Here is a 26182-nt window from a genome sequence, read left to right on the forward strand (position 1 = left end):
ATTACAAAAGCCCCTCCCCTTGGCCTTACGTCATCGGCCAAAGGGCTAATATGACAACGGGCCCGCAAGGGGCCCGTTAGTTTTAGTTACTTAAGAAAGCTCGTTCCAACCTCGCCCTGCTGGACGCCAAGATGCGCGGCGACAGTTTCGCCAATATCTGCGAACGTTTCACGCGCTCCCAAGGTGCCGCCTTCCTGACCCTTAACAAACGCGATAACCGGCACGTTTTCACGGGTGTGGTCAGTGCCCGGCCATGTTGGGTCGCAGCCGTGGTCAGCGGTTAGAATAAGCAGGTCGCCATCGTTCATCTTCTCGATGATTTCCGGCAGGCGGCGGTCAAAATGCTCCAGCGCTGCTGCATAACCAGCAACGTCACGGCGGTGACCGTAAAGCATGTCGAAATCTACGAAGTTGGAAAACACGAGGTCGCCGTCTTTTGCCAAGTCCATTGCGTCCAAGGTCTTGTCGAACAGGTCGTCGTTGCCTGCGCCCTTCATTACCTTGGTAACGCCTTGATGGGCGTAGATGTCAGAAATCTTGCCAACACCGATAACCTGACGACCTGCATCAGCCAAACGGTCCAGAACAGTTGGTGCTGGCGGCAGAACAGAATAGTCGCGGCGGTTGGAAGTGCGGGTGAAGCCCTCTTCCTTGTTGCCAACAAACGGGCGGGCAATCACGCGGCCAATGTTGTACGGGTCAACCAGCGTGCGCACTTCCTCGCAGAGCTTCAAAAGGCGTTCAAGGCCAAAGGTCTCTTCATGCGCTGCGATCTGGAACACACTGTCCACTGAGGTGTAGAAGATCGGCTTGCCGCTTTCGACGTGCTCCTGCCCGTGCGCATCGATAACATCGGTGCCAGAACCGTGCGCAAGGCACAGCGCGCCCGGCAAGTTACCAACCTTAATGATCTCTTCAATCAGCTCTGGCGGGAAAGTCGGGTCTTCTTTAGGGAAGTAGCCCCAGTCAAACAGAACCGGTACGCCTGCAATTTCCCAGTGGCCGGACGGCGTGTCCTTGCCCTTGGAGGTTTCTTTAGCGTAGCCGTAGATACCCTTTGGAGTGCCTGCAAAGTCAAGCCCTACGACCTTCTTGCCGGTAGACATGGTTGCGGCAGCGCCGAGGCCCAGTGCATCCATATTCGGCAACGACAGTGGACCAGAGCGCAGGCCGTCCTTATCAGCAGTTCCTGCTGCACAGGCATCTGCAATGTGGCCGAGGGTATCGGCACCTGCATCACCATAGTCGGCCGCATCATCAGCGCCGCCAATGCCAAAGCTGTCGAGTACACACAATATTGCACGAGGCATTTTCAAATTCCTTGGGTCTTCGCCGGTTCTTTTTTTGAACCTTAGCGGGTCACCAATTCAGGCAGCCCGCCCTTTTCACGGCTTCTGTTTTTTCTTTTTGGTGCGGGAGCCAGATCAAAGGTGGTGTCTGGCTCCTCACAAATCTTATGGCGCGATGCGTTCACCGACCAGTGTTGTTTCCTGCACATCTGCCGCGCCGCCAACCTTATAGGCTTTCAAAAGCACGGCCTGCGCCCGTTTTACCTGATCTTCGTTACGGGCATGAACAATCGCAATCGGGTTGTCGCTGTTTACCGGAGAGCCAACGCCTGCCAAATGCACAAGGCCAACGGCCGGGTCAACATCGTCTTCCGGCTTCACGCGGCCACCGCCCAGCTCTACCACGGCAAGGCCGACAGCGCGGTTGTCAATTTGCGTAACGAAGCCGGTTTCTTCTGCATAAACCGGCACTTCCATTGGTGCAGATGGCAGATAAACCTCAGCCTTTTCCATGAAGTCAACCGGACCACCCAGTTCAGCTACCATCTTGCCGAAAGTCTCGGCAGCTGCGCCAGAGTGGAATGCCTTTTCCATCGCTTCACAACCAGCTTCAGCAGATGGGTAGAGACCGCAGGTGTGCAGCAGCTCGCCGCCCTGCGCCACAGTCACATCCCAAAGGCGATTGTCGACATGGCTGAGCTTGAGGAAGTTCACGGCGTTGAGCACTTCCACAGCGTTACCGGCAGCTGATGCCAGAGGCTCGTTCATATCGGTAAGCAGTGCGGTGGTTTTGGTGCCTGCACCGTTAGCGACAAGCACTAGGCTTTCTGCCAGCGCCTTAGCTTCATCATAGGTGCTCATAAACGCGCCGGAGCCCCACTTCACATCCAGCACAAGGCTCTGCAGACCAGCTGCAAGCTTCTTGGAAAGGATGGACGCGGTTATCAGGTCGATGCTTTCCACCGTCGCGGTTACGTCACGAATGCCGTAGAAGCGTTTGTCGGCAGGGGCAAGGTTTGCGGTCTGGCCAATGATGGCGCAGCCAACCTCCTTCACCACGCGGCGGAACAACGAGTTGTCCGGCTTGGCGACATAGCCGGGAATGCTTTCCAGCTTATCCAGCGTACCGCCGGTATGACCAAGACCGCGGCCGGAGATCATCGGCACTGCCGCCCCGCAAACTGCAAGAGCTGGAGCAAGCATAAGCGAAACGTTATCGCCCACACCGCCGGTGGAGTGCTTATCAACGACAGGCGCGTCAATGCTGGACCAATCCAGCACATCACCGCTGTCACGCATGGCAAGGGTAAGAGATATACGCTCGTCGATGCTTAGACCGCGAAAGAAGATAGCCATAGCAAGGGCAGCGACCTGCCCTTCTGTGACGCTGTTGTCGGTGATGCCTTTGACGAAGAGCTGAATTTCTTCAGCGTTCAACGTACCGCCATCACGTTTTTTGCGAACAATTTCCTGAGGAAGCATTAGTACGCCTCCGTGTTCACATTGGTGGTACCTTCAAGGGCTGCCAGTACATCGCCCAGCAGACCACTTGCGCCGAAGCGGAAGGTCGCAGCGGATACCCAGTTGTGACCCAGAAGCTCGTCTGCAAGGTCAAGGTACTGCTTGGCTTCTGCCACAGAGCGAATGCCGCCAGCTGGCTTGAAACCAACTGGGCGATGGTTTTCCAAGCTCACCTCGCGGATCACGTTGAGCATGATTTCAGCAGATGCCAGCGTGGCGTTTTCTTCCACCTTACCGGTAGAGGTTTTGATAAAATCAGCGCCCTGCGCAATTGCAGTTTCCGAGGCCATATGGATGATGCGCGCGTCTTTGATCTCGCCCGTTTCCAGAATGACTTTCAAGATCGCAGGCTCTGGGATGGCCTCACGCACGCGGCGGATCATGGTTTCAGCGTAACCACGACGACCATCCATGAACGCCTTGTAAGGCATCACAAGGTCGATATCGTCCGCACCGTCGGCAATCGCCTGTTTGGTCTCAGCAACGGTTGCTTCAATGTCTTCGCCGCCGTGCGGGAAGTTCACCACAGTCGCAACGCGAACGCCGGTGCCTTTGAGCAGCTCAACGCCCTGCTTGACGAACTGCGGGAATACGCAGATTGCCGCTGTGTGGCCGTATGGCGTCACAGCGCGCTTGCAAAGGTCTTCAATGTCCTGCGGCGTGCAGTCGTCATTGAGGTTGGTCAGGTCAATCAGGCCCAGTGTGCGCAGTGCCACTTCTTTCAGGTTTTTATCGCTCATCTGATCGTCCTCACGCCATGTCTTTAAGGAACTGGCGCAGTATCTTTTTGATCTTGGCAGCGCCAAGCGGTGCCATCTGTTTGGTCTCGTCATGCGACAGGTTGGTTGCCTGAAGGCCAGCACCCATGTTGGTGATGGTGGAGATGGCAGCAACGCGCATTTCAAGGAAGCGAGCCAGAATAACCTCCGGCACGGTGGACATGCCTACAGCGTCAGCACCGAGGGTCTGCGCCATGCGGATTTCAGCCGGTGTCTCGAAAGACGGGCCGGAGAACCACATGTAAACACCCTCATGCATTTCCTCGCCAACTGTCTTTGCAGCGGCGCTCAGCGCTTTACGGATTTCTGGATCGTAAGCAGCGGATACATCAAGGAAGCGCTTTTCGTCTTCTTCACCGATCAGCGGGTTAAGGCCGGACCAGTTGATGTGGTCATTAATCAGCATCGGGAAGCCCGGTGCGATCTGCTCACGCAAGGAACCGGCAGCGTTGGTCAGAATAACCGTTTCGCAGCCCAGCTCTTTGAGGGTTTCCAAAGGCGTGCGCATGATGGACGGGTTGCCGCTTTCATAGTAATGCGCACGGCCAGACAGGATAACGACCGGCACGCCTTCCAACGTTCCGGCAACCAGCTCGCTGGCGTGGGCCGAAACGGTGGACACCGGAAACTCGGTCAAGCGGCTATATGGAACGCGTACCGCGTCTTCAATTTCATCTGCCAGTGACCCAAGGCCAGAACCCAGAATGAGGCCAACCTTGTAAGAACCCGGACGGGCAGCGCGAACAATATCAGCGCACTCTTTTCCATAACCGCTCATTATATCCCTCACTTTTTTCCGTGAAGCTCAAAACCGGCTGGCAGCAGTTCGCCAACCGTCAGTGTGGTGACCAGACCGTCGAGGTTTGCGATGTGCACCTTGACGTCCTCATCTGCGAATTCTTTAATTTTCTGTCGGCAGCCGCCACATGGCGAACATAGCGCGGCATCACCAATGACAACAACTTCAGCAATGCGCTTGTGGCCTTGACGGATCATGGCTGCGATTGCCCCAGCCTCGGCGCAGGTGCCTTCCGGATAGGCCGCATTTTCCACGTTGCAGCCAGAGACGATAGCGCCGTCTTTGGTAAGAATGGCCGCGCCGACGTTGAAGTTGGAGTACGGGGCATAGGCGACGTCAAACGCCGCCTTTGCCTCATCGAACAATTTGTCGAACATGCTCATGCTTATGTGCGCTCCTTAACGTAAGGAATACCGGAGGCTTTTGGCGGAATTGCGCGACCGATGAACCCTGCAAGCAAAACAACCGTCAAAACATAAGGCAGAGCTTGGAAAACCTGTACTGGTACTTCTCCGATGCCCGGAATTTCCTGTCCCTGCATGCGGATAGCCAGAGCATCAAGGAAACCGAAGAGCAGGCAGGTAAACATAGCGCTTACCGGGCGCCATTTGGCGAAGATAAGCGCTGCAAGGGCGATAAAGCCTTTACCTGCACTCATGTCCTTAATGAAACCGGCTGATTGGGCAATCGCAAGATAGGTACCGGCAAAGCCGCAAAGAACACCGCACAGAATAACCGCACGGTAACGCAGCCAAGTAACGGAGATACCCGCCGTATCGACCGCAGCAGGGCTTTCACCCACTGCACGCAGGCGCAGGCCAAAGCGGGTGCGGAACACAATCCACCACGTCAGCGGCACCATAACGAATGACAGGTACACCAGCAGGTTATGGCCGGAAATGAGGTCGTGATAAATCGGCCCAACAAACGGAACATCCTGCAAGGCTTCCGCAAATGGCAGAGTTATGTCGTCAAAACGGGCCGAGATTGCAAGCTGCGGTGTTCGTCCACCTTGGTTGAACCACGCCTGCCCCAACAGAACCGTAAGGCCCGCTGCAAGGAAGTTGATCGCCACACCTGCAACCACCTGATTGCCGCGCTGGGTGATAGATGCATAACCGTGAATAATCGCCAGCATAACGGAAACGATAATACCGGCCAGCAAGCCCATCCATGGACTGCCTGTCATGTAAGCGGCGGCACCTGCAGCGAAGGCTGCACCCAGCATCTTCCCTTCCAGACCGATATCTACGATACCGGAACGCTCGGAGAAAAGGCCGGCCAAACATGCAAACAGCAGCGGCGTTGATAGACGGAGCGTACTATCGAGAATGAGGATGATATCTTCAAACATTGTCGTGCCCCCTTATGCCGCAGCTTCGTCTGAGAAACGGTTGAAGAAGGCAACAACTGCCGGACGGAAGAGGTTTTCCAGAGCGCCTGCGAAGAGGATCACAAGGGCCTGAATAACCACGATCATGTCGCGGGTAATTGCCGGAATTTCAAAGGCAAGTTCTGCACCGCCCTGATAGAGCGAGCCAAACAAAATGGACGCCAGAATGATGCCTATCGGATGCCCGCGGCCCATGAGAGCCACCGCGATACCCACGAAGCCGTAGCCGGCGGTAAAGTCGAGCAACAGACGGTTCTGGGAGCCCATGACCTCGTTCATACCCATGAGACCTGCAAGGCCGCCAGAGATGAGCATGGTGATGACGGTGATGCGAACAGGCGAGATGCCAGCATAAACGGAAGCGGTTGGGTTGGCGCCAAAAGCGCGGATCTCGTAGCCCAGTTTAGAGCGCCAGATGAGGTACCAAACGAGCACACAAACGATAAGCGCAAGGAAGAACGACAGGTTGACCGGTGACTGCCCAAGGTCCAGCGACGGCCAGATGTTACGGAGCAGCGGAAGCTGACCGCCCTCTGTGAACGTTCTGGTGGATGGCTGCATGGAGCCTTGCGGACGCAGAACGTTAGAGAGCAGGTACACCATCAGCGTGGTTGCGATGAAGTTGAACATAATCGTTGTGATAACGATATGCGAACCGCGCTTAGCTTGCAGATATGCAGGAATAAGAGCCCATGCCGCGCCAAAGGTCGCGCCGCCAACGATGGCGAACAGGCCGGTTATGTACCACGGAACATAGGCATCAAAAGCAAGACAGGCCACAGCGATACCAAGACCGCCGATGTAAGCCTGACCTTCACCACCGATGTTAAACAGACCCGCATGGAATGCGACCGCAACAGCCAAACCGGTGAAGATGAAGTTTGTGGTGTAGAACAAGGTAAAACCAACGCCCTCACCATAGCCCCACGAGCCAAACAGCATCCACTTTACTGCCTCGAACGGGTCCTCACCAATGAGAACAACAACAAGGCCCGAGACGGCAAATGCAGCTATCAGATTAAGGGCCGGTAGCAGTCCGTAATCGACCCACTTAGGAAGTTGCCCCTTTGTCATCCCAATAGCTCCCCTGATGACGCTTTGCGTCCCTTGGCTTGCAGGCACCCGTACGGCGCTGCCCAATATTCTTTTTTAGAAAACAGCTTCAAGATCACGCCGCATGCTCCTCGTTAACACCGGCCATCAAGAGACCCAGTTCACCTTCGGAAGCATCTGCGCCGCGCTCGCCAACAACCTGACCGTCAAACATCACGATGATGCGGTCGGAAAGGGAGCGGATTTCGTCCAACTCAACGGACACCAGAAGCACAGCCTTGCCAGCATCACGCATTTCGATGATGCGCTTATGGATGTACTCGATAGCACCGATATCAACGCCGCGGGTCGGCTGACCGACGAGCAGTACGTCAGGGTCACGCTCGATTTCACGCGCCAGAACAATTTTCTGCTGGTTACCGCCGGAGAACTTGGCGGCTTTCAGATCAGGGTTCGGCGGACGGATATCGTATTTCTGGATGCGATGTTCGGCTTCAGAGCGGATCGCTTTCAGGTCAAGAAACCAGCCTTTTGAGTACTCCGGCTCGCGGTGATAACCCAAAATAGAGTTCTCATATTCTGCAAAGCTGGTGACAAGGCCCATGCGGTGACGGTCTTCCGGCACATGGCTCATGCCCATCTGGCGCATCTGGCCGGCATTGTGTGAATGGCTGAGGTCAACATGATCACCAGCAAGGTCCATGGTGCCTGTCTGGGCACGGCGAATACCGGAAATTGCCTCCAGCAACTCCGACTGACCATTGCCGGAAACGCCCGCAATGCCGAGAATTTCACCAGCGCGCACTTCAAAATTAACGTCTTTCACGCGCATCACGCCGCGCTCGTCTTTGACGTTGAGATTTTCCACTCGCAGTAGCACTTCGCCCGGTTCCGCAGGCTTTTTGTCTACTTCCAGCAGAACGCTGCGGCCAACCATAAGCTCGGCAAGTTCTGCCATGGACGTATCAGCTGTCTTGAGAGAGGAGACCATCTCACCACGGCGCATGACGGATACCGCGTCGGTCACGTCCATAATCTCACGCAGCTTATGGGTGATCAGCAGAACCGTTTTACCCTGATCGCGCAGCACGCGAAGGATGCGGAAAAGGTGATCCGCTTCAGCCGGTGTCAAAACACCAGTAGGTTCGTCCAGAATGAGAATATCGGCACCACGATAGAGCGCTTTGAGAATTTCCACGCGCTGCTGGAGACCAACGGACAGCTCGCCCACTACAGCGTCCGGATCAACCTTCATATCGTATTCGTCAGCAAGGCGTTTTAGCTCGGTGCGGGCTTGGTCGATGCCTTTGTTGAGCATCGCGCCGCCTTCTGCGCCCAGCATTACGTTCTCTACCACGGTGAACGGATCAACCAGCATGAAGTGCTGGTGCACCATACCGATGCCGAGTTCGATGGCCCGCTTGGAATCTGTAATATGGACCGACTTACCATCAACGTGAATTTCACCGCTGTCAGCATGATAGAAGCCGTAGAGGATGGACATCAGGGTAGACTTGCCAGCCCCGTTTTCACCGACAATGCCGTGAATAGACCCCTTGCCAACACGCAAATTGATGTCCTTGTTTGCGTGGACAGGTCCAAAACTTTTGTTGATGCCGCTCAATTCAATGGCAGGCACGCTTTGTTCCGTCATAGCCAATTGGCCCTTTTGATCTGTCAGGTCAGAGCACTCACCCCAACCGACACCCGAATGCATTAAGCCGCTACCACTGCCCGCTCCTCACCAGCGTGGTAACGCTTTCCATCTCCCAAGGTGCACAATGTCTGTGCGGGCTTCAGGCCAATCCGTCCTTTGGCCCCTCCCGTTAAAGCGTCGGCATTTGCTGCCAATTCTGATTTTTAGTGTAAACGCAAATGCCCGCCGTAATGCAAGAGCGAGCACCGCGTTTTTGCTTATTTAGTAGGTGCAGGTTCCATCCTTCATGTAATCATGCACCTTGATTTTACCGGAGATGATCTCGGCCTTGGCCTTTTCAACCTTCTCCTTCATTTCCGGTGTGATGAGCTTTTCGTTATATTCATCAAGAGCATAGGCGACGCCGTTTTCGTTCAAACCCAAAATCTGGACGCCATTTGTCCATTGGTCGTTCTTGGCATCTTCCAATGCACTATCCACCGCAACATCCACCGCTTTCACCATGGAGGTGAGCACGGATCCCGGGTGGAGATAGTTCTGGTTAGAATCTACACCGATGCCCAGCTTGCCTTTATCGGCTGCTGCCTGCAGCACGCCAATACCGGTGGCACCTGCTGCGTGGAACACAACATCAGCCCCTCTTGCGAACTGGGATTCTGCAATTTCACCGCCCTTCACAGGGTCAGTCCATGCAGAACCCGTAGTACCGGTCATATTGATGAAGATCTCGGCTTTTGGATCAACGGCCTTTACGCCCTGCTCATAACCGCAGGCGAATTTGCGGATGAGCGGTATATCCATGCCGCCAATAAAGCCAACTTTTCCGGTTTTGGAGGCCATAGCAGCCAGCATACCGGTGAGATAGGAGCCCTGCTCTTCCTGAAACAGCACTGAGCGAACGTTCGGCAGATTGACCTCTGCATCGATAATCGCGAAATCAGTATCTGGAAACTCTTTAGCCACACGCTCAAGAGCACCAGCCTGCGAGAAACCAATTGCGATAATCGGGTTCAGGCCGCGACGGGCGAAGTTGCGCATCGCCTGTTCGCTTTGAGAGGCGCTTTGGATTTCAAAATCACGGAAGGCAATGCCGGTGCGCTCTTGAAAGGTCTTTGCACCGTTGTAGGCTGCTTGGTTGAATGAACGGTCATTGCGACCGCCAAAGTCATAGACAATGCCCGGCTTGATGGTATCAGCCACAGCTGCGGTACACATCATGAGACCGAGGAGGGTTGAGCCGATTAGTTTGCGGGATGGCACTGTGCTTTTCCTTCTTCTAGCCCGGTTTTCCGGGACGGGATATTATTAGCAATCAACAAAGCTCCGGCTGGCGGCTCTGTTGCAGTAGTGATGCAAGTTCCTTTGCAATTCCCTCGTCAATAATGAGATCTGTAATGGCGCCAGTGCGCGTTGCAGCCAAGGTGGCAGTTGCTTTACCTTCCCCGCCCGCAACTGCGATTACTCGCGCCTGCTGGATATCCTTGTAGTGAAGACCGACGGCCTTTTGGTTCAGGCTGACCGAGGATTCCTTGCCGTTGATATCGACGAAGCGTCCGCAAATATCAGAGCAGGCTGTGCTTTTTGCCAGTTCCTTACTCTCATCGCGAGAAACCAAGCGGCGCTGGATAAGGTGCCCTTCCTCCTCAACCGAGCCTATACCCACGACAAACAAATCAGCCGAGCGGGCTTTGGAGAGCAGATCCTGAACTGCCCTTTGCGCTAGGAACGTGTCCCGCTCCTCTGTGCTTTCGGCAAGGTAAGGCACTGGCAGGTAATAAGCCTCCCCGCCCACGGTGCTTTGAAGCTGCTGAACAACGTCGTAAGGGTTGGCAGACAATCGGCGGGTTAGTGAGCCGGAAATTGAGATAATTTCCAGATCAGAGCGCTGCAGGCGAGGCATAGCCTCCACCATCGCCTTCAAAGTGCGGCCCATGCCGACGCCGATGCGGTCCACGGAACCACCGCTAAGAAGGGAATGGAGGTATTGTCCTGCGAAAGAGGCGACAGACGCAAAAGGCGACTGTTCGCTGCTGGCCGAAACATCTGGCGCAATAAAGCAGTTAGAAATCCCTAGTTCTTGTGCCAGGTGACTTTCTAACTCCAGACATTCGTTGGGGCGTGCATCTACATAGAATTTTATTAGGCCCTGCTTCTGGGCCGAGGCGATCAAACGGTGTACCTTAGCAGGCGACACGCCAAGACGAGCTGCAATCTCTCCTTGCGTGGAGCGTCCGATGAAAGACATCCATGCTGCTCGCACAGCTAGCGAAGTCGTCCAGTCCTGCTCGCTCACTCTCTGTCCCCGTTTCAATCACCATGAACATCGGTTGAATTTGAATAAATCTTCAACTGATGCAGAATCTTTCACTGATGACAGTTTCATAAACTGGGAACCTAGGTCAAGTCACTTATAAGGCAAATTACCTGTTACGCCGTTTTGAAGGCTAACTGTCAACACCTATAAAGCGGCGGAGAGAGCACCGACTTAGCTGCTCCACCCTTGATTGTTTCACCGACAAAGCAAGGTGTTGCCAATCGGCAACCCTTTGGTCAGGAAGATCCTAGCCCGATAGCATTACGGATTATTGATAATATCGTTACCCTAAAGAAAATTGTTTTTAAAACCATACATATGGCTAAACATTCAAACAATGAATAGAACACAATTCGTAAATCACTAACAAAATTATAATATTTACTATTTCTGAATTTAGAGAATAGAATGTAAATAATTATATCAATCGAGAAGTCTTGAGTTTTTGATAGTCTCGAATCTTCAAGATTACAGAAGCCTAAAACAAAAACATCTATGCGCTGACAAGCCTAAAAATAATAAGAACTAGGTACGGGGGACTAGCGGAAACCCTGTCCTTGATAAAAGGAGGCCAGCCCATGCGGTCAAAGTGCACAAAACCCACTGCGTCCCTTTTCCTGTCTGCCACTGCCGGCGCATTTCTTGCCGCTTCAAGCAGCTATGCCAGCGACAAATGGGCAAACCTGCCCATGCAAAACGAGGTCGATCTGGAGTTGGTGCTTGCGGTCGACATTTCCCAAAGCATGGACCCCGACGAGCAAAAGGTACAGCGCGAGGGTTACATTGCAGCTCTGACCTCTGATGAAGTTATGGCAGCTGTTAAATATGGCCCCATCGGCCGTATCGCCGTTACCTATCTTGAGTGGGGTGGCAAGGGCGAGCAGTTTGTGGTTGCCGATTGGGCGGTTATCGACGGTCTGGATTCCGCCGTAGTGTTCGCCAATCAAATTGCGGAGGCCCCTTTGCGCAGGGTACAGCGTACCTCCATCTCCAGCGCTTTAGCAGCCTCTACAGCTATGGTTTTGCAAAACAATTTTGAAGGCCTGCGCAAGGTGATCGACATTTCCGGCGACGGTCCTAACAACCAAGGCACTGATGTTACGCAGGCTAGAGATTTGGCCATTTCCAACGGCATTACCATCAACGGCCTTCCCCTAATGCTGAAGATGGAAAGTATCTCTTGGCAGTCTATGCTGCATCTCGACAAGTACTATGAGGACTGTGTGATTGGCGGGCCGGGTGCATTCTCCATTCCCGTTAGATCGCAGGAAGCCTTTGGTGATGCGATTCGAATGAAGCTGGTTCTAGAAATTGCCGGACTGACCCAAGAAAAGCCAAAGGTGGTTCAAGTTGCAGAGGAGCGGCCCAAAATCGCCTGCTCCTTGTTCAACTAACCAAACCCGCGCAACCTCTTACTCTTACAGCGGCTGGCAATCATTGCTGGCCGCTGTCTCATAAGGTGGCAAGCACCTATGCTGCGTTTTCGGTCTTTTCAGCAGCGGTTTGAGCCGTTAAACCTGACATCATCATAAGCACTTGTAGAGTGGACCGTACTCCTCATGGAAAAACCTCGCGCACTGGCACTAATCGCTCACGATGCAAAAAAAGACGAGATGGTTTCCTTCGTCAGCAAGCACCGCGAAAAGCTGAAAGACTACGACCTTTATGCTACCGGCACGACAGGCGGGCGCATTTTGGAAGCTTGTCCTGAGCTAACCGTAACCCGCATGAAGAGCGGTCCCCTTGGCGGCGACCAGCAGATCGGCGGTATGATTGCTGAAGGTAAACTGGACGGCCTGTTCTTCTTCGTAGACCCGCTAAGCCCGATGCCACACGATGTGGACGTTAAGGCGCTGATGCGTCTTGCGCTTGTTTATGACCTGCCAATGGCGCTGAACCGCAGCACCGCAGGTATCATTTTGCGCTCGTCGCGTCTTGCCGGTCTTTCTTCCACGTCCTCTACTCCTGAGGCGTCCTGACCCCCAACATTCGAGTTTGATTATTCCATGCCTTCGTCCCTCCAATTTCCCGTAGTTATTGCTGATATTGGCGGGACTAATGCCCGTTTTGCCCTTGTTGAAACACCCGATAGCGAGAGCCTGTCTCTTGGACAGGTTCCCACGGCGGATCACGAGAGCCTGCAGGATGCGGCGAAGGCATGTCTTTCAAACTGGGATGGCGCAGCTCCTAGAAGCGCTGTTGTGGCTGTTGCCGGTCCCGTTACCGGCGACATCATTCCGCTGACGAACGCCCATTGGGTGATTGAGCCCCGCTCGGTGATCGCTGCGCTGGCACTAGACAGCGTTGTCGTACTAAACGATTTCGAAGCGCAGGCACTTGCGCTTCCTTCCCTAGACGGCGCTCATCTGGAACAGCTTGGGCCGAAGCTTCCCGCAAAAGATGCTAGCAAGTTTGTGCTTGGACCCGGCACTGGCCTAGGTGCAGCGGCAATGGTCCACGCTTGCGGCAAGTGGGTTCCCACCCCCGGTGAAGGCGGGCATGTAGAACTTGGCCCCGTGAGCGAAGAAGAATACCGCATCTGGCCGTTTATCGAGAAGGAAGGCGGACGCATCGGCGCGGAGCAAATTCTATGCGGCAGCGGCCTTGTGCGCCTCGCCTCAGCCGTTGCGGCTCAGGCTGGTGCATCGCGTAGCTATGAAGACCCTGCCGATGTACCCAAAGCTGCAAGCAGCGGTGACGAGATCGCCGAAAAGGCCATGCAGCTCTTCTGCGCCGCATTGGGCCGCGTTGCCGGTGACTTTGCCCTAACCATTCTTGCTCGCGGCGGCGTTTATCTCGCTGGTGGCATTCCGCCGAAGATTGCTCCGTGGCTCCGCGGCGGTGCGTTTCGTCAGGCATTTGAAGCTAAAGCCCCGCATAACGCCATTATGGCCGAGATACCAACCTTCATAGTAACCCATGACAACCCCGCCCTTGAGGGGCTCGCCGCATACGCGCGTAACTCCGAAGGGTATCTGGTAGACACCACTGGGCGGCGCTGGGTTAAATAATCACAGGCACTTTTGTGAGGGGCGCGTATTCTGTGCTGCACCTTTTGAAGAATATGCTCTAAAACGCGCCCATGACCGAGACGACCTTGCCAATTGAAGGCGTGATCCCGCGCCTGAAACAAACCCTTCGCGACCATCGCAACGCCGTGCTTGTTGCTGAACCGGGCGCGGGTAAAACCACCCGTGTACCGTTGGCCTTGCTTGATGAGCCATGGCTTGAAGGGCGCAAGATTATTGTACTGGAGCCCCGCCGTCTGGCCGCCCGTGCTGCAGCCCGCCGCATGGCGCAGATGCTGGGCGAGCAGGCGGGTGAGACTGTCGGCTACCGCGTGCGCATGGAAAGCAAGGTTTCTGCCAAGACGCGCATTGAGGTCGTCACCGAGGGTATTTTCACCCGGCAGATCCTTCAGGACCCTGAGCTTTCAGATATCGGCGCGGTACTGTTTGACGAGTTTCACGAGCGCTCGCTTGAAGCGGACCTCGGCCTTGCGCTGGCGCTGGACGTGCAGCAAGCCCTGCGAGATGATCTGCGCATTCTGCCCATGTCCGCAACGTTGGACGCTGCATCTGTAGGCCAACTTCTTGGCGATGCGCCGACGATAACCTGCGAGGGGCGGCAGTTTCCGGTCGAGACGCGTTACCTTGGACGCGATAATGCGCAGCGGATCGAAGACCAGATTGTCCGCGCAGTCCGCACCGCGATAGCCGAGGAAGAAGGTTCCGTTCTCGTCTTCCTGCCGGGGCAAGGTGAAATCAATCGTGTGCAGCAAGGTCTGGAAGGTAAGCTTCCTGCAAACGTGGATATCGCTCCGCTTTATGGTGCGCTGGATTTCAAAGCGCAGGATTTTGCGATCAAGCCCGCCGCTGAAGGGCGGCGCAAGGTCGTACTTACGACCTCCATTGCACAGACCTCCCTTACCATTGAGGGGGTCCGCGTGGTGATCGACAGCGGCCTCACCCGCACCAGCAATTTCGATGCCCAGCACGGCCTTTCGCGCCTTGTTACCGTTCGCACCTCCAGAGCTACCGCCGACCAGCGCCGTGGCCGCGCAGGCAGAACAGAAGCAGGTGTTTGCTACCGACTTTGGGACGAAGCGCAGACCAAGGCGCTGCCAGCCGATGATTTGCCTCAGATCCTTGAAAGCGATCTCTGCGGTTTGGTGCTGGATGTTGCCAGCTGGGGCGTAAACGACCCTTCTCAGCTCTCGTTTATGACGCCGCCCCCAAAAGCTGCGTGGCAAGAGGCCTGTAGCCTGCTGACCTCTCTGGATGCGCTTGATGACAAAGGGCACATTACCGATGGTGGAAAGGCTCTGGCGAAGCTGCCTCTACACCCTCGCCTTGCGCATATGATGCAGGAAGCAGCCAAGATCGATCAGCATCCGCTGGCATCTATGATCGCCGCACTCGTAAGCGAGCCGGGCCTTGGTGGACGATCCATCGATTTGCGTGATCGCCTGCGAGCGCTTGTAAATGACAGCTCTCAACGAGCGAAAAGCGCCCGTGCTCTTGCGGGGCGTTGGAGCCAGATGGTTAGCGCCTCCAAAGGTGAGCGTCCAGACTTTGAACAGGCTGGCCCTATTATGGCCTTTGCGTACCCTGACCGCATAGCCCAGCAGCGCGGTGGTGCGGGACGTTTCCGCCTTGCCTCTGGCCGCGGTGGCCAGATGGACCTCGAAGCCGCGCTTTCAACTGAACCGTTCATCACCATCGCGGAGATGCAGGGTTCGGCAGCGCAAGGGCGTATTCTTCTTGCCGCACCAATCGAGCGTGATTTCATTGAGGAGCATTTTGCCAGCCAACTGGTGCGTAAAGAGCATGTAACCTTTTCACCGAACGGTGCCATTCGCGCAGTACGCCAATTGCAGTTGGGCAAGGTGGTTCTGGCGGAAGAGAAAATCAGCAATCCTGACCCAGAGGCTATTCTTGATGCGCTGGTCTCGGTGGTCAGCGGCCAGCCGCTTGCTAAGCTGCCGTGGACCAAGGACCAACTGCGCCTTCGGGATCGCGTAAACTATGTACGTGACCAGCTTGGCGAACCATGGCCGGACCTTTCCGATCAAGCGCTTTCTGATGACTTCGACTGGCTGCGCCCGTTCTTAAGCGGCTTAACAAGTGTGAACCAGATCAACGCGCAGATCCTTGGAGATGCGCTGGCAAACTTGCTGCCGTGGGCACAGATGAACGAACTGGAACAGCTCGCCCCCGCTCACTTTGAAGCGCCAACAGGATCACGCACACCGATTTTGTATGATGGCCCGCAGGGGCCGCGCATCGCCATCCGCGTTCAAGAGCTTTTTGGCCTAGCAGACCATCCATCCATTTGCGATGGAAAGCTGCCTTTGACTCTAGAACTTCTCTCTCCTGCGCAGCGACCTATTCAGGTAACGAGGGATCTTCCGGGCTTCTGGAAGGGATCTTGGGCCGATGTGAAAGCCGATATGAAAGGGCGCTACCCGCGCCACCCTTGGCCGGACAATCCGCTGGAAGCCGAAGCCACCAAGCGCGCTAAGCCACGCAAACAGTAGTTTTTTTTTACCGAGGAAACTCGGCAACAAAAAAGGCCGGAGAACCGGCCTTTTCATAACTCACAGAGACGCGGCGCTTATTCCGCTTCGTTTGCAGGTGATGCCTGCAGAAGACCGTAGCGCTCGATACCGATGCGGTCCACCAGTTCAAGCTGGGTTTCAAGAAAGTCGATGTGACCTTCTTCATCCATCATCAGCTCTTCAAACAGGTGCATGGTCACATAGTCACCCTGATCGCGGCAGACTTCGCGTGCTTCCTTGTAAAGCGCGCGGGCGGAGTACTCGCCAGCAAGATCACACTCAAGGCACTCTTTCAAAGATTGGCCGATGCGAAGCGGATCAAGGGTCTGGAGGTTCGGATGACCTTCAAGGAAGATGATGCGCTCAATCAGCTTATCCGCGTGTTCCATCTCTTCGATAGATTCTTCACGCTCTTTCTTAGCAAGCTTGGTGAAGCCCCAATCATCCAACAATCTGTAGTGCAGCCAGTACTGATTGACTGCAGTCAGCTCATGACGCAGCGCCTTATTAAGATATTCCAGTACTTTAGGATCACCCTTCATACCACCGTCTCCCTACCTTGTGATGACTTCCAAACACTAGAATAATTCTAAACTAATGTCCAGAACGCCTATCAGGAATTTGCCGTATCCGCGGAATCACTTTCGTGCTCTGCATAGACAAGCTCAATAATGGTCGGGAAGCAACCGCCGCATTTCGGACGTTTGCCAAGATGGGAAAAAACTGCACCCGGAGTTGGTACGCCTCCGCCTTTTTGTTCTTTCAATTTGCGCGCAGCTTCGCGCACTTCATGATCTGTTATTACGTTGCAGTGGCATACAATCATCGGACTTACTTATCCTGCTTCCGCTTTCAGGGAAAGCAAAACATGCTAGTATCATGGGTGACAACTCAAAACTAGACTAATATACTCAACTTATAGCAACCCTGTCGCGAGTTACCACTCACATGAGCACTTCTGATCATCGCAAGACCGTTGTCCTGACCGGTGCAAGCCGAGGAATTGGCCATGCTACCGTGAAAAAATTCTCCCAAGCAGGCTACCGCGTGATTACGTGCTCTCGGCATCCGTTTTCACTCAAATGCCCATGGCCGTCCGGGGAAGAAGACCACATTCAGGTAGACCTTGGCGACCCTGAAAATCTGGAAGCAGCGGTTGAGCAGATCAAAGAGCGACTGGTGCGCGACGGGTCGAAACTGGAAGCGCTGGTAAACAACGCTGGCATCAGCCCAAAGCAGGAAGACGGCGGGCGTTTCAATACGCTGGACACGCCTCTAGAGCTTTGGAAGGACGTTTTTCAGGTCAACTTCTTCGCGCCTATATCCTTGGCGCGCGGTTTGTTTGATGAGCTAAAAGCCGCTCGTGGATCCGTCGTAAACGTTACAAGTATTGCAGGCAGCCGCGTCCACCCGTTTGCTGGGGCAGCCTACGCGACCTCGAAAGCAGCACTCGCAGCTCTGACGCGCGAGATGGCAGCCGACTTTGGCCCGCACGGGATTCGCGTAAACGCCATCGCGCCGGGCGAGATCGACACCTCTATCCTTTCCCCCGGCACAGAGAAAATCGTTGAGGCCATTCCTATGCGCCGCTTGGGCACCACCACAGAGGTTGCTGAAACCATCTTCTTCCTGTGCACCCAGCCTTCAACCTATGTAACAGGCGCTGAGATCCACATTAACGGCGGGCAGCACGTTTAAGTAAGGCGTTTGACGCCAATGCAAAAAGCCGCCCAGTGGGCGGCTTTTCTGTTTTCGATTACTGCTTATATCAGGCAGCTGCGACAGCGCGCTTGGCCATAACAGTAACAAGGTTTGCGCGGTACTCTGACGAACCGTGAATGTCGCTGATAAGGTCATCCGCAGAAACGGAGATGGAGGCGACAGCATCTGGAGACCAGCTACCATTCAGCGCTGTTTCCATTTCCTTCACACGGAAGACGCCATCCTGTCCCGCACCCGTTACAGCCACACGGGTACCGTTTGCTCCCTTAGCAACGAATACGCCCGCCATTGCATAACGGGATGCTGGGTTCGGGAACTTGGCGTAAGCCGACTTTTCCGTTGCAGGGAAAACAATCGCTGTAACGATCTCGTCTTCATCAAGAGCGGTTTCAAACATGCCGGTGAAGAAGTCATCGGCGGTGAATTCGCGCTTGTTGGTCTCGATGCTAGCACCAAGGGCGAGCAGCGCCGATGGATAGTCAGCCGCAGGGTCGTTGTTGGCAATGGACCCGCCAATCGTGCCCATGTGGCGCACATGCGGGTCACCAATTTTGCCTGCAAGAGCAGCAAGCCCCGGCAGGGCCTCTTTAACATCAGCGCTACCGGCAACGTCTGCATGGCAGGTAGCCGCACCAATGCGAATAGACCCATCAGACTGCCTGCTGATGCCCTTCAGCTCGTCAATCTGGCGCAGATCAATAAGGTCAGAAGGCGCAGCAAGACGCTGTTTCATAGTTGGAATAAGCGTCTGACCGCCTGACAGCAGCTTACCGTCATCGGCTTTTTTCAATAGATCGACCGCTTCGGATACGGACGATGCCTTGTGGTAGGTAGTCTCGTACATTTTTCAAAGCCTCCCACTTGCAACAAGTGTTTTATGGCAAAGGGTTGAATTTATCTGGTTCGCGAGCGAACCCTCTCGCCGGTTGCCGGCATTGCCACTCCTGTTCTTTTCCAAAAGGGCGGCAACGCCTACTTTTCACTCCGGCTATGGAACGGTGATTACTCGGCAGCCTCCTTCATCCCTTTTTGCTGGAGAGCCTGCCAAACGCGCGACGGCGATGCTGGCATTGCAAAGTCCTCCACGCCCAGCGCGTCGGTAATCGCATTGATTACTGCTGGCGGAGAACCAATGGCCCCTGCCTCACCACAGCCCTTCATGCCCAGCGGGTTGCCCGGACATTCGGTAACCGTGGTTTCCAGCTTGAAGGATGGCACATCATCAGCGCGTGGCATGGTGTAATCCATGTAAGAGGCTGAAAGCAGCTGACCGTCTTCATCATAGGCAGCGTTTTCAAGCAGGGCCTGACCGATACCCTGCACCAGACCGCCATGAACCTGACCTTCAACAATCATCGGGTTGATGATGGTACCGAAGTCATCGGCTGCAACGAAGTTGACGACTTCCACCTTGCCGGTGTCAGGATCAATCTCCACTTCGCAGATGTGCGTTCCTGCTGGGAAGGTAAAGTTCGTCGGGTCGTAGAAAGCGCTTTCTTTAAGACCCGGTTCCATTCCCTCTGGCAGGTTATGAGCGGTGTAGGCAGCAAGAGCGATCTCGGTGAAGGAAAGTTTCTTGTCGGTACCGGCAACCTTAAGCTCGCCGTTCTCGATTTCGATATCCCCTTCAGAGGCTTCCATAAGGTGGGCGGCAATGCGCTTGGCTTTGTCTTCCACCTTGTCCAACGCTTTGACGATGGCAGACATGCCAACCGCGCCGGAGCGGGAACCGTAAGTGCCCATGCCGAACTGGACCTTGTCGGTATCGCCGTGCACGATTGCCACGTTGTCCGTAGGCAAACCGAAGCGCTCTGCAATGAGCTGCGAGAACGTCGTCTCGTGCCCCTGACCGTGCGAGTGAGAACCTGTCAGCACCTCGATTGTGCCAACGGGATTGACCCGCACTTCCGCAGATTCCCAAAGACCGACGCCTGCGCCAAGCGAGCCAACCGCTTGCGAAGGAGCAATACCGCAAGCCTCGATGTAGCAGGACATGCCGATGCCGCGTAGCTTTCCGTTTGCCTCGGACTGGGCACGGCGGCTTGCAAACCCAGCATAGTCGATCGCCTTCATGGCAGCGTTGAGCGAAGCGTCATAATCGCCCGCGTCGTAGCACATGATAACCGGCGTTTGGTGCGGGAACTCTGTCACGAAGTTCAGGCGGCGGAAGTCAGCCGGATCCATACCGATCTGGCGGGCTGCCGTTTCCATCATCCGCTCGATCACATAGGTCGCTTCCGGACGACCAGCGCCCCGATAGGCATCGACTGGCGTGGTGTTGGTGTAGACCGTTTTCACGTTAGCGTAGATGTTCGGGATGTTGTACTGGCCCGAAAGCAGCGTTGCATACAGATAGGTCGGTACGGACGAAGAGAACAGCGACATATATGCGCCGAGGTTCGCCAAGGTGTTAACCCGAAGACCGGTGATGCGGTTGTTCTCGTCCAGCGCCATCTCTGCTGTAGAGTGGTGGTCGCGGCCATGGGCATCTGTCAGGAACGCTTCAGTGCGATCAGACGTCCACTTAACCGGACGCCCCACACGCTTGGAAGCCCAAAGACAGGCGATCTCTTCCGGATAGATGTAGATTTTGGAGCCGAAGCCACCGCCAACATCCGGCGCAATCACGCGCAGCTTATGTTCTGGCGCTACGTTGTAGAACGCGGAAAGAACTAGGCGAGCAACGTGCGGGTTCTGAGATGTGGTGTAGAGCGTGTAATGCTCCTCTGCTGCATCAAAGCTGGCAACAGCGGAACGTGGCTCCATCGGATTCGGGACAAGACGGTTGTTGTCGATGTCCATGCTTACGATGGTCTTGGCACTATCAAAAGCGGCGTTGGTTGCAGCTTCCTCGCCAATTTCCCAATCGAAGATCAGGTTACCCGGCGCTTCTGGATGAAGCTGCGGAGCGCCTTCCTTAAGCGCATCACGGCTATCGACAATCACTGGAAGCTCTTCGTAATCAACTTCCACGGCCTCGGCAGCATCCATTGCCTGTTGCAATGTATCGGCCACAACAACAGCCACAGCCTGACCGACGAAGCGCACAGTTTCAGACTCAAGAGCACGCCACTGGCCCATGTTCATTGGCGAACCATCTTTGGAATGGATCATCCAGCCGCAAATGATATTGCCAATACCGTCCGCTACAAGTTGATGGCCGTTTAGAACAGCATCAACGCCCGGCATTGCCAGCGCCGCATCAGTCTTGATTGACCTTACTTTCGCGTGTGCATGGGGAGAGCGAACGAAAGCCGCATAGCCCATGCGCGGCAACTTAACATCGTCGGTGTAATTGCCGTTCCCCGTAATAAAGCGTTTATCTTCTTTGCGCAGTACCCGTGCGCCAATTCCCTCACTGGTCATAGCGTTCCCTCCCAGAAACGGTCTACTCCAAAGCCGGTGCACCTACGCTATCCCACTGGATTAGCTCGCAGGTTCGCAACCGCCCGTCCTCTAGCTTTGCAAGTGCCGGATTATTCTGCTGCCTCTAGAACATCTGCCATCTCTTCAGATGCCTGCTTAATGGCCTTCACGATGTTGTGGTAACCGGTGCAGCGGCAGATATTGCCTTCCAACTCATGACGAATGGTGTCTTCATCAAGGTTCGGACCGAGACGATTGATCATGTCGATTGCAGACATAATCATGCCCGGTGTGCAGAAGCCGCACTGAAGGCCGTGATTTTCCTTGAAAGCCTTTTGAACCGGATGCAGTTCGGCTGGTGTTCCCACGCCTTCAATGGTGGTCACAGCGCCGCCATTGGCTTGAGCAGCCAGCATGGTGCAGGACTTAACAGCCTTCCCATCCACATGCACAAGGCAAGCGCCACACTGGGACGTATCGCAGCCCACGTGGGTTCCGGTCAGTGCTAGATTTTCGCGGATGAATGTAGACAGTAACGTGCGATCCTCGACGGTTCCGCTAACGGTTTTGCCGTTAACCGTCATGGTTACTTGACCCATCAGGTTTCCTCCCTCTTTCTGACAGAACACTTAGAGCGTTCTGCGCAAACGCTGATTGGCTTTGCATTCAAGCTTCCCACGGCCGTTCCGCAAAGCCAGTCATATTCAAGGTAGACAGGTCTATAATTGCCGATTCATTTTCGCGTCCGAACCGACAAGCCAGACCTGCCCGATCCCTAGAAAATCAAATAGAGAATAATCAAAAGAAGCAGGGCGCCAAAGCCCCAGACCATTGGTCCGCCCATTGTGCCTTTACCAGCAGCGACCTCGATTTTCTCTTCAACGTCTTTTACGGTTTCTTCTACCGCTTGTTCAGCATCTACGGCCGCCTCACGAAGACCGGCTGCTGCGTTTTCATTGGCGATGGTTTTGGCTTCCTCAGCCAACCCTTCATCCAGCTCCATGCGGGTTAGATTCTCGTCCTTTTCACCAGAATCACCACCGAAGTAAGCATTAAGGGCAGAAAAGAAATCGTCTGCCATCTTCTTTGCAGTGGAATCAATAAGCCGGGCACCCAACTGCGCAAGCTTACCGCCAACCTTGGCGTTTACAGAATAGGAAAGCCGCGTCTGCCCGCCTTCTTCTGCCAATGTAACCTCGGCACCACCTTTGGCAAAGCCTGCCACACCGCCTTTGCCCTCACCGGAAATCTTGTAGGATTTAGGAGGATCAAGATCTGAAAGTGTGACTTCGCCTTTGAATTTTGCCTTTACCGGCCCGACCTTAGCGGTCACAAGAGCGTTCATTTCCGTTGCGGATGTTTTGTTCAGCTCTTCACATCCGGGGATGCATTTCTTTAAGACTTCAGGATCGTTAAGCGCTTCCCAAACAGCCTCGCGTGAAGCGGGGATCAGCTGTTCACCTGTCATTTCCATTTGAAAAATTCCCCTAAAGTTATTTTCGCCCTAACTGGAAGTCAGCTCTTGTAACAAGCAGTATTACGTAGCTTGGCTCAAGTTGGAGTGCAATGACAAGCTTTTATCTTTAAAAAGAGGCATATTTATTCTTGCAGTGTGGCAGCCCCAGACAAAGTCTGACGGTTCTTTTCCCTTATTTTGCAGAAAACATTGACCCACAGGCTCAGGCACCTTAATCGGTGTGCTCAAACACAGGCACGGCAGCACGGGCCCCGCCCTGATGCGCCACTTCGAGCTATTGAAGGCAAAGACCTTGACGACGTCAAAAAGTTCAAAAGAAAAGCCGGTTCACGAAGATACGCCGGTGAGTGTGCTTCCATCCCTGTTGGAGATGAAAGGCTGGAAAGATTACGCGCTGCTGGATATGGGCAACGGCCAGAAGCTGGAGCGCTATGGTCGCTTCACCGTTGTGCGTCCTGAGCAGCAAGCTATGGGCACGCCTCGCCTGCCTGAAAGCCAGTGGGCGCGCGCCGATGCCGTCTTTACCGGCGATATGGAAGAAGAAGGGCCAGGCCGCTGGCGCTTTTCCAAGCAGCTTCCAGAAACATGGAAGATGCAGTACGGCCCTGTAACCTTTAACGGCCGCTTCATGTCGTTCCGCCATGTGGGCGTATTCCCAGAGCAGGCAGCTCACTGGGACTGGGTGCAAGGGCAGATCAAAAAGCAGAAGCGCCAGCTGAAGGTTCTCAACCTGTTTGGTTACACCGGCCTTGCTTCTCTTCTGCCGGCTGCTGCTGGCGCACATGTGACCCACGTCGATGCATCCAAAAAGGCAATTGGCTGGGCACGCGAAAACCAAGCGCTTTCCGGCATGGAAGACCTGCCAATTCGCTGGATCTGCGAAGACGCTATGAAGTTCGTTCAGCGTGAAGTACGCCGTGGCAGCACTTATGACGGCATCATTCTCGACCCGCCGAAATATGGTCGTGGCACCAAGGGCGAGGTTTGGGATTTCTTTGAATGCATGCCAGAGATGCTGCATCTGCTTCGTCAGCTGCTTTCTCCTGACGCGCAGTTCATGCTGCTATCCAGTTACGCAATCCGCGCTTCCTTCATTGCCTCACACGAGCTTATGCGGGAACATCTAAAGGGTCTCCCTGGCACGATCGAATCCGGTGAACTGGTCATCCGAGAAGAAAACTCCTCTCGCATGCTATCCACCTCGCTGTTCTGCCGTTGGAGCGCACCTGATAGGAAAGAAAAATAATGTCGCATACCCCGAACACCCGTCAGGGCGCGGTAAAGCAGATCACTTCCCACTCGAACCCTATTGTCAAAGAAATCAAGGGTCTTGTGGCGCAGCGCAAACACCGCAAAGAAAGCGGTCTGTTTGTTGCTGAAGGCTTGAAACTGGCAACCGACGCGTTGGATGCTGGCTGGAAACTTCGCTATCTGGCGCTTGGCCCAGAGGCCCGCGAAAACCAGATCGCAATGGAAGCAGCTGCGCGCGCGAAATCTCGCGGAACGCTTATTCTGGAAGTCAGCAATGCCATTCTCGCTGGCGTAACCCGCCGCGACAACCCGCAAATGGTTGTTGGCGTTTACGAACAGCAGATGCATGACCTTTCTTATATCGACCCTCGAAAAGCGAAAACCTGGGTGTGTCTTGATCGCATTCGCGACCCTGGCAATCTGGGTACTGTCATCCGCACCGCTGACGCGGTCGGTGCCAGCGGTGTTATCCTGATCGGCGATACGACTGATCCGTTTTCCGTAGAAACCGTTCGTGCAACCATGGGCTCTTTGTTCCATATGCCGCTTGTACGTTGTTCTGAAGCGGAGTTCGTTGAATGGCGCAAGAGCTGGCCGGGCACTGTTGTAGGCACGCACCTGCGCGGCACCCACGACTACCGCGATGTGGAATACACTGAGCCAGTTCTTCTGGTTATGGGTAACGAGCAGTCCGGCATTACCGATCAGCTGGCAGATGCCTGCTCGCATCTGGTAAAAATTCCTCAGGAAGGCCAAGCGGACAGCTTGAACTTGGCAATCGCAACTGCTGTTATGTTGTTCGAGGTTCGCAGAGCCCATCTGAAGCTCTAAAAAACGAGGTACGCAGAATGAAACTGTTTGTGTTTGGAACCGGTTACAGCGCCAAGCAGTTCATTCGCGATCACGGACATCAATTTGACTGGATTGGCGGGACCACCCGTTCCGCCTCCAAGTTTCAAGAGCTATCCGAACTTGGTGTAGAGCCTTATCTGTTTGATGGCTTGGAAACCAGCCAGCCTATTCTTGAGGCTCTTGCCCACGCCTCTCATATCCTCGTCAGCATCGCTCCTGATGAACTGGGCGATCCTGTTCTACGCTTCTTCCGCAATGCTATTTCACAGGCCAAGCCGCAATGGATGGCTTACTTGTCAACGGTTGGCGTTTACGGTGACCATTACGGCGCTTGGGTAGATGAAAACAGCGAGTGCCGCCCTGCTTCCAAACGCTCTGTAGCAAGAGCGAAAGCTGAACAGGAATGGCTTGATCTTGCCCATGACGAGAACCTGCACCTCGTCATTTTCCGTCTTGCTGGTATCTATGGCAAAGGCCGCAACGCACTAGTGAATCTGGAGCGCGGCACTGCAAAGCGCATCATCAAGCACGGACAGGTCTTTAATCGCATCCATGTAGAGGATATTTCCGGCGCTCTGGGCGCATCGCTCAACCACAGTGCGGGCGGCACCTTCAACCTTTCCGACGATGAACCAGCCCCGCCGCAGGACGTTGTAACCTACGCAGCAGAGTTGATGGGCGTTGAACCGCCAGCAGAAGTCGCGTTTGAAGATGCAGAGCTTTCACCGATGGGGCGCTCGTTCTATAGCGAGACGAAGCGCTGCCGGAACGAGAAGGTCAAAAAGGCCCTCAACTACACCTTCAAGTATCCAACCTATCGTGAAGCACTCGACGCCCTTTGGGCAGACGGCTACAATTAGCCCCCTAACTGGTTTCGAACTGCTGCACCTGATCGTCTATCTCGTAATAATCGCCCTTTGATGCACAGAAGATATGGCGCGTAAGCGTGAGGCCACCTGTATCTTCCAGCGTGCCAGCAGAGACATCTATTGTCGGTGTTGCGGCGTTGGCATCTTGGTATTTCCAGAAGAGGCTCGACCCGCATTTATTGCAGAAGCCGCGATGCACCAGAGCAGACGACTGATACCAGCTTAGAGCATCGCCACCGGCTTTAATTGCCAGTTGGTCCAGATCGACCACGAGCGAGTC

The 26182-nt window shown here is 54.7% G+C and carries 25 protein-coding genes; 8 read left to right on the top strand and 17 right to left on the bottom strand.

Annotation, left to right across the window (positions count from 1 at the left end; genetic code table 11):
* Positions 1-86 precede the first annotated feature (86 nt).
* The 10 genes from E1162_RS08120 to E1162_RS08165 all read right to left on the bottom strand — a co-directional run bounded on the left by E1162_RS08120 (position 87) and on the right by E1162_RS08165 (position 10784).
* Positions 87-1310 carry a phosphopentomutase gene (locus tag E1162_RS08120; protein WP_155129192.1) on the bottom strand — a complete coding sequence of 408 codons (1224 nt, stop codon included), beginning with the start codon at positions 1308-1310 and terminating at the stop codon, positions 87-89.
* Positions 1311-1454: 144 nt separating this feature from the next.
* Positions 1455-2771 (bottom strand): thymidine phosphorylase, encoded by a 1317-nt coding sequence (gene deoA, locus E1162_RS08125; RefSeq protein ID WP_155129195.1) that lies wholly within the window; start codon positions 2769-2771, stop codon positions 1455-1457.
* A complete protein-coding gene (deoC, locus tag E1162_RS08130; RefSeq protein ID WP_155129198.1) occupies positions 2771-3550 on the bottom strand; it encodes a deoxyribose-phosphate aldolase in 780 nt (259 codons plus the stop codon). The genes deoA and deoC overlap by 1 nt, the downstream gene beginning before the upstream one ends.
* 10 nt (positions 3551-3560) lie before the next feature.
* Positions 3561-4367 carry a purine-nucleoside phosphorylase gene (locus E1162_RS08135; RefSeq protein WP_155129201.1) on the bottom strand — a complete coding sequence of 269 codons (807 nt, stop codon included), beginning with the start codon at positions 4365-4367 and terminating at the stop codon, positions 3561-3563.
* A gap of 8 nt (positions 4368-4375) precedes the next feature.
* Positions 4376-4771: a cytidine deaminase gene (gene cdd, locus E1162_RS08140; protein WP_155129204.1), complete on the bottom strand. Its 396-nt coding sequence runs from the start codon at positions 4769-4771 to the stop codon at positions 4376-4378.
* Positions 4772-4773: 2 nt separating this feature from the next.
* Positions 4774-5742, bottom strand: a complete 969-nt coding sequence (locus tag E1162_RS08145) for an ABC transporter permease (RefSeq protein WP_155129207.1) — start codon at positions 5740-5742, stop codon at positions 4774-4776.
* Between the two features lie 12 nt (positions 5743-5754).
* Complete coding sequence (locus E1162_RS08150; RefSeq protein ID WP_371311859.1) at positions 5755-6861, bottom strand: ABC transporter permease; 1107 nt, start codon at positions 6859-6861, stop codon at positions 5755-5757.
* An 88-nt stretch (positions 6862-6949) separates the two neighbouring features.
* Positions 6950-8488, bottom strand: a complete 1539-nt coding sequence (locus tag E1162_RS08155) for an ABC transporter ATP-binding protein (protein ID WP_155129372.1) — start codon at positions 8486-8488, stop codon at positions 6950-6952.
* A gap of 264 nt (positions 8489-8752) precedes the next feature.
* Complete coding sequence (locus E1162_RS08160; protein WP_155129375.1) at positions 8753-9709, bottom strand: BMP family lipoprotein; 957 nt, start codon at positions 9707-9709, stop codon at positions 8753-8755.
* Between the two features lie 94 nt (positions 9710-9803).
* On the bottom strand, positions 9804-10784 hold the full coding sequence (locus tag E1162_RS08165; RefSeq protein WP_371311856.1) for a sugar-binding transcriptional regulator: 981 nt from the start codon (positions 10782-10784) through the stop codon (positions 9804-9806).
* A gap of 599 nt (positions 10785-11383) precedes the next feature.
* Between E1162_RS08165 and E1162_RS08170 the strand changes: the two genes are divergently transcribed.
* From E1162_RS08170 to hrpB, 4 genes are all read left to right on the top strand, one after another.
* Entirely contained in the window at positions 11384-12199 is an 816-nt protein-coding gene (locus E1162_RS08170; RefSeq protein ID WP_155129214.1) for a DUF1194 domain-containing protein, read from the top strand.
* A gap of 165 nt (positions 12200-12364) precedes the next feature.
* Positions 12365-12784, top strand: a complete 420-nt coding sequence (locus E1162_RS08175; protein WP_155129217.1) for a methylglyoxal synthase — start codon at positions 12365-12367, stop codon at positions 12782-12784.
* A gap of 27 nt (positions 12785-12811) precedes the next feature.
* On the top strand, positions 12812-13816 hold the full coding sequence (glk, locus tag E1162_RS08180) for a glucokinase (protein ID WP_155129220.1): 1005 nt from the start codon (positions 12812-12814) through the stop codon (positions 13814-13816).
* Between the two features lie 71 nt (positions 13817-13887).
* Positions 13888-16344, top strand: coding sequence for an ATP-dependent helicase HrpB (gene hrpB / locus E1162_RS08185; RefSeq protein WP_155129223.1), 2457 nt, complete (start codon positions 13888-13890; stop codon positions 16342-16344).
* A gap of 77 nt (positions 16345-16421) precedes the next feature.
* Here hrpB and bfr read toward each other — a convergent pair whose 3' ends face one another.
* Entirely contained in the window at positions 16422-16907 is a 486-nt protein-coding gene (gene bfr, locus E1162_RS08190) for a bacterioferritin (RefSeq protein WP_155129226.1), read from the bottom strand.
* A gap of 71 nt (positions 16908-16978) precedes the next feature.
* A complete protein-coding gene (locus E1162_RS19765; protein ID WP_155129229.1) occupies positions 16979-17191 on the bottom strand; it encodes a (2Fe-2S)-binding protein in 213 nt (70 codons plus the stop codon).
* A 122-nt stretch (positions 17192-17313) separates the two neighbouring features.
* Between E1162_RS19765 and E1162_RS08200 the strand changes: the two genes are divergently transcribed.
* Positions 17314-18063, top strand: a complete 750-nt coding sequence (locus E1162_RS08200) for an SDR family NAD(P)-dependent oxidoreductase (protein ID WP_155129232.1) — start codon at positions 17314-17316, stop codon at positions 18061-18063.
* Between the two features lie 70 nt (positions 18064-18133).
* Here the strand turns inward: E1162_RS08200 and E1162_RS08205 are convergent, their stop codons facing one another.
* From E1162_RS08205 to E1162_RS08220, 4 genes are all read right to left on the bottom strand, one after another.
* The gene (locus E1162_RS08205) at positions 18134-18931 is read right to left on the bottom strand and encodes an FAD binding domain-containing protein (protein WP_155129235.1); all 798 of its coding nucleotides are present in this window, start codon (positions 18929-18931) and stop codon (positions 18134-18136) included.
* 158 nt (positions 18932-19089) lie between these two features.
* Positions 19090-21453, bottom strand: coding sequence for a xanthine dehydrogenase family protein molybdopterin-binding subunit (locus E1162_RS08210; protein ID WP_155129238.1), 2364 nt, complete (start codon positions 21451-21453; stop codon positions 19090-19092).
* 110 nt (positions 21454-21563) lie between these two features.
* Entirely contained in the window at positions 21564-22052 is a 489-nt protein-coding gene (locus E1162_RS08215; RefSeq protein ID WP_155129241.1) for a (2Fe-2S)-binding protein, read from the bottom strand.
* Positions 22053-22228: 176 nt separating this feature from the next.
* Complete coding sequence (locus E1162_RS08220) at positions 22229-22927, bottom strand: SRPBCC family protein (protein WP_155129244.1); 699 nt, start codon at positions 22925-22927, stop codon at positions 22229-22231.
* A 373-nt stretch (positions 22928-23300) separates the two neighbouring features.
* Here E1162_RS08220 and E1162_RS08225 point away from each other — a divergent pair, with 373 nt between their 5' ends.
* From E1162_RS08225 to E1162_RS08235, 3 genes are read left to right on the top strand one after another with little or no spacing between them, the layout of a single operon-like run.
* Entirely contained in the window at positions 23301-24176 is an 876-nt protein-coding gene (locus tag E1162_RS08225) for a class I SAM-dependent methyltransferase (RefSeq protein WP_257098869.1), read from the top strand.
* Entirely contained in the window at positions 24176-25012 is an 837-nt protein-coding gene (locus E1162_RS08230) for a TrmH family RNA methyltransferase (RefSeq protein ID WP_155129250.1), read from the top strand. The genes E1162_RS08225 and E1162_RS08230 overlap by 1 nt, the downstream gene beginning before the upstream one ends.
* 17 nt (positions 25013-25029) lie before the next feature.
* Entirely contained in the window at positions 25030-25893 is an 864-nt protein-coding gene (locus E1162_RS08235; RefSeq protein ID WP_155129253.1) for an SDR family oxidoreductase, read from the top strand.
* A gap of 4 nt (positions 25894-25897) precedes the next feature.
* Here the strand turns inward: E1162_RS08235 and E1162_RS08240 are convergent.
* The coding region (locus E1162_RS08240; protein ID WP_155129381.1) for a GFA family protein at positions 25898-26182 on the bottom strand (285 nt) is incomplete at its 5' end.

It is taken from the genome of Pseudovibrio flavus (genome assembly GCF_009711345.1).
Taxonomy (GTDB): Bacteria; Pseudomonadota; Alphaproteobacteria; order Rhizobiales; family Stappiaceae; genus Pseudovibrio; species Pseudovibrio flavus.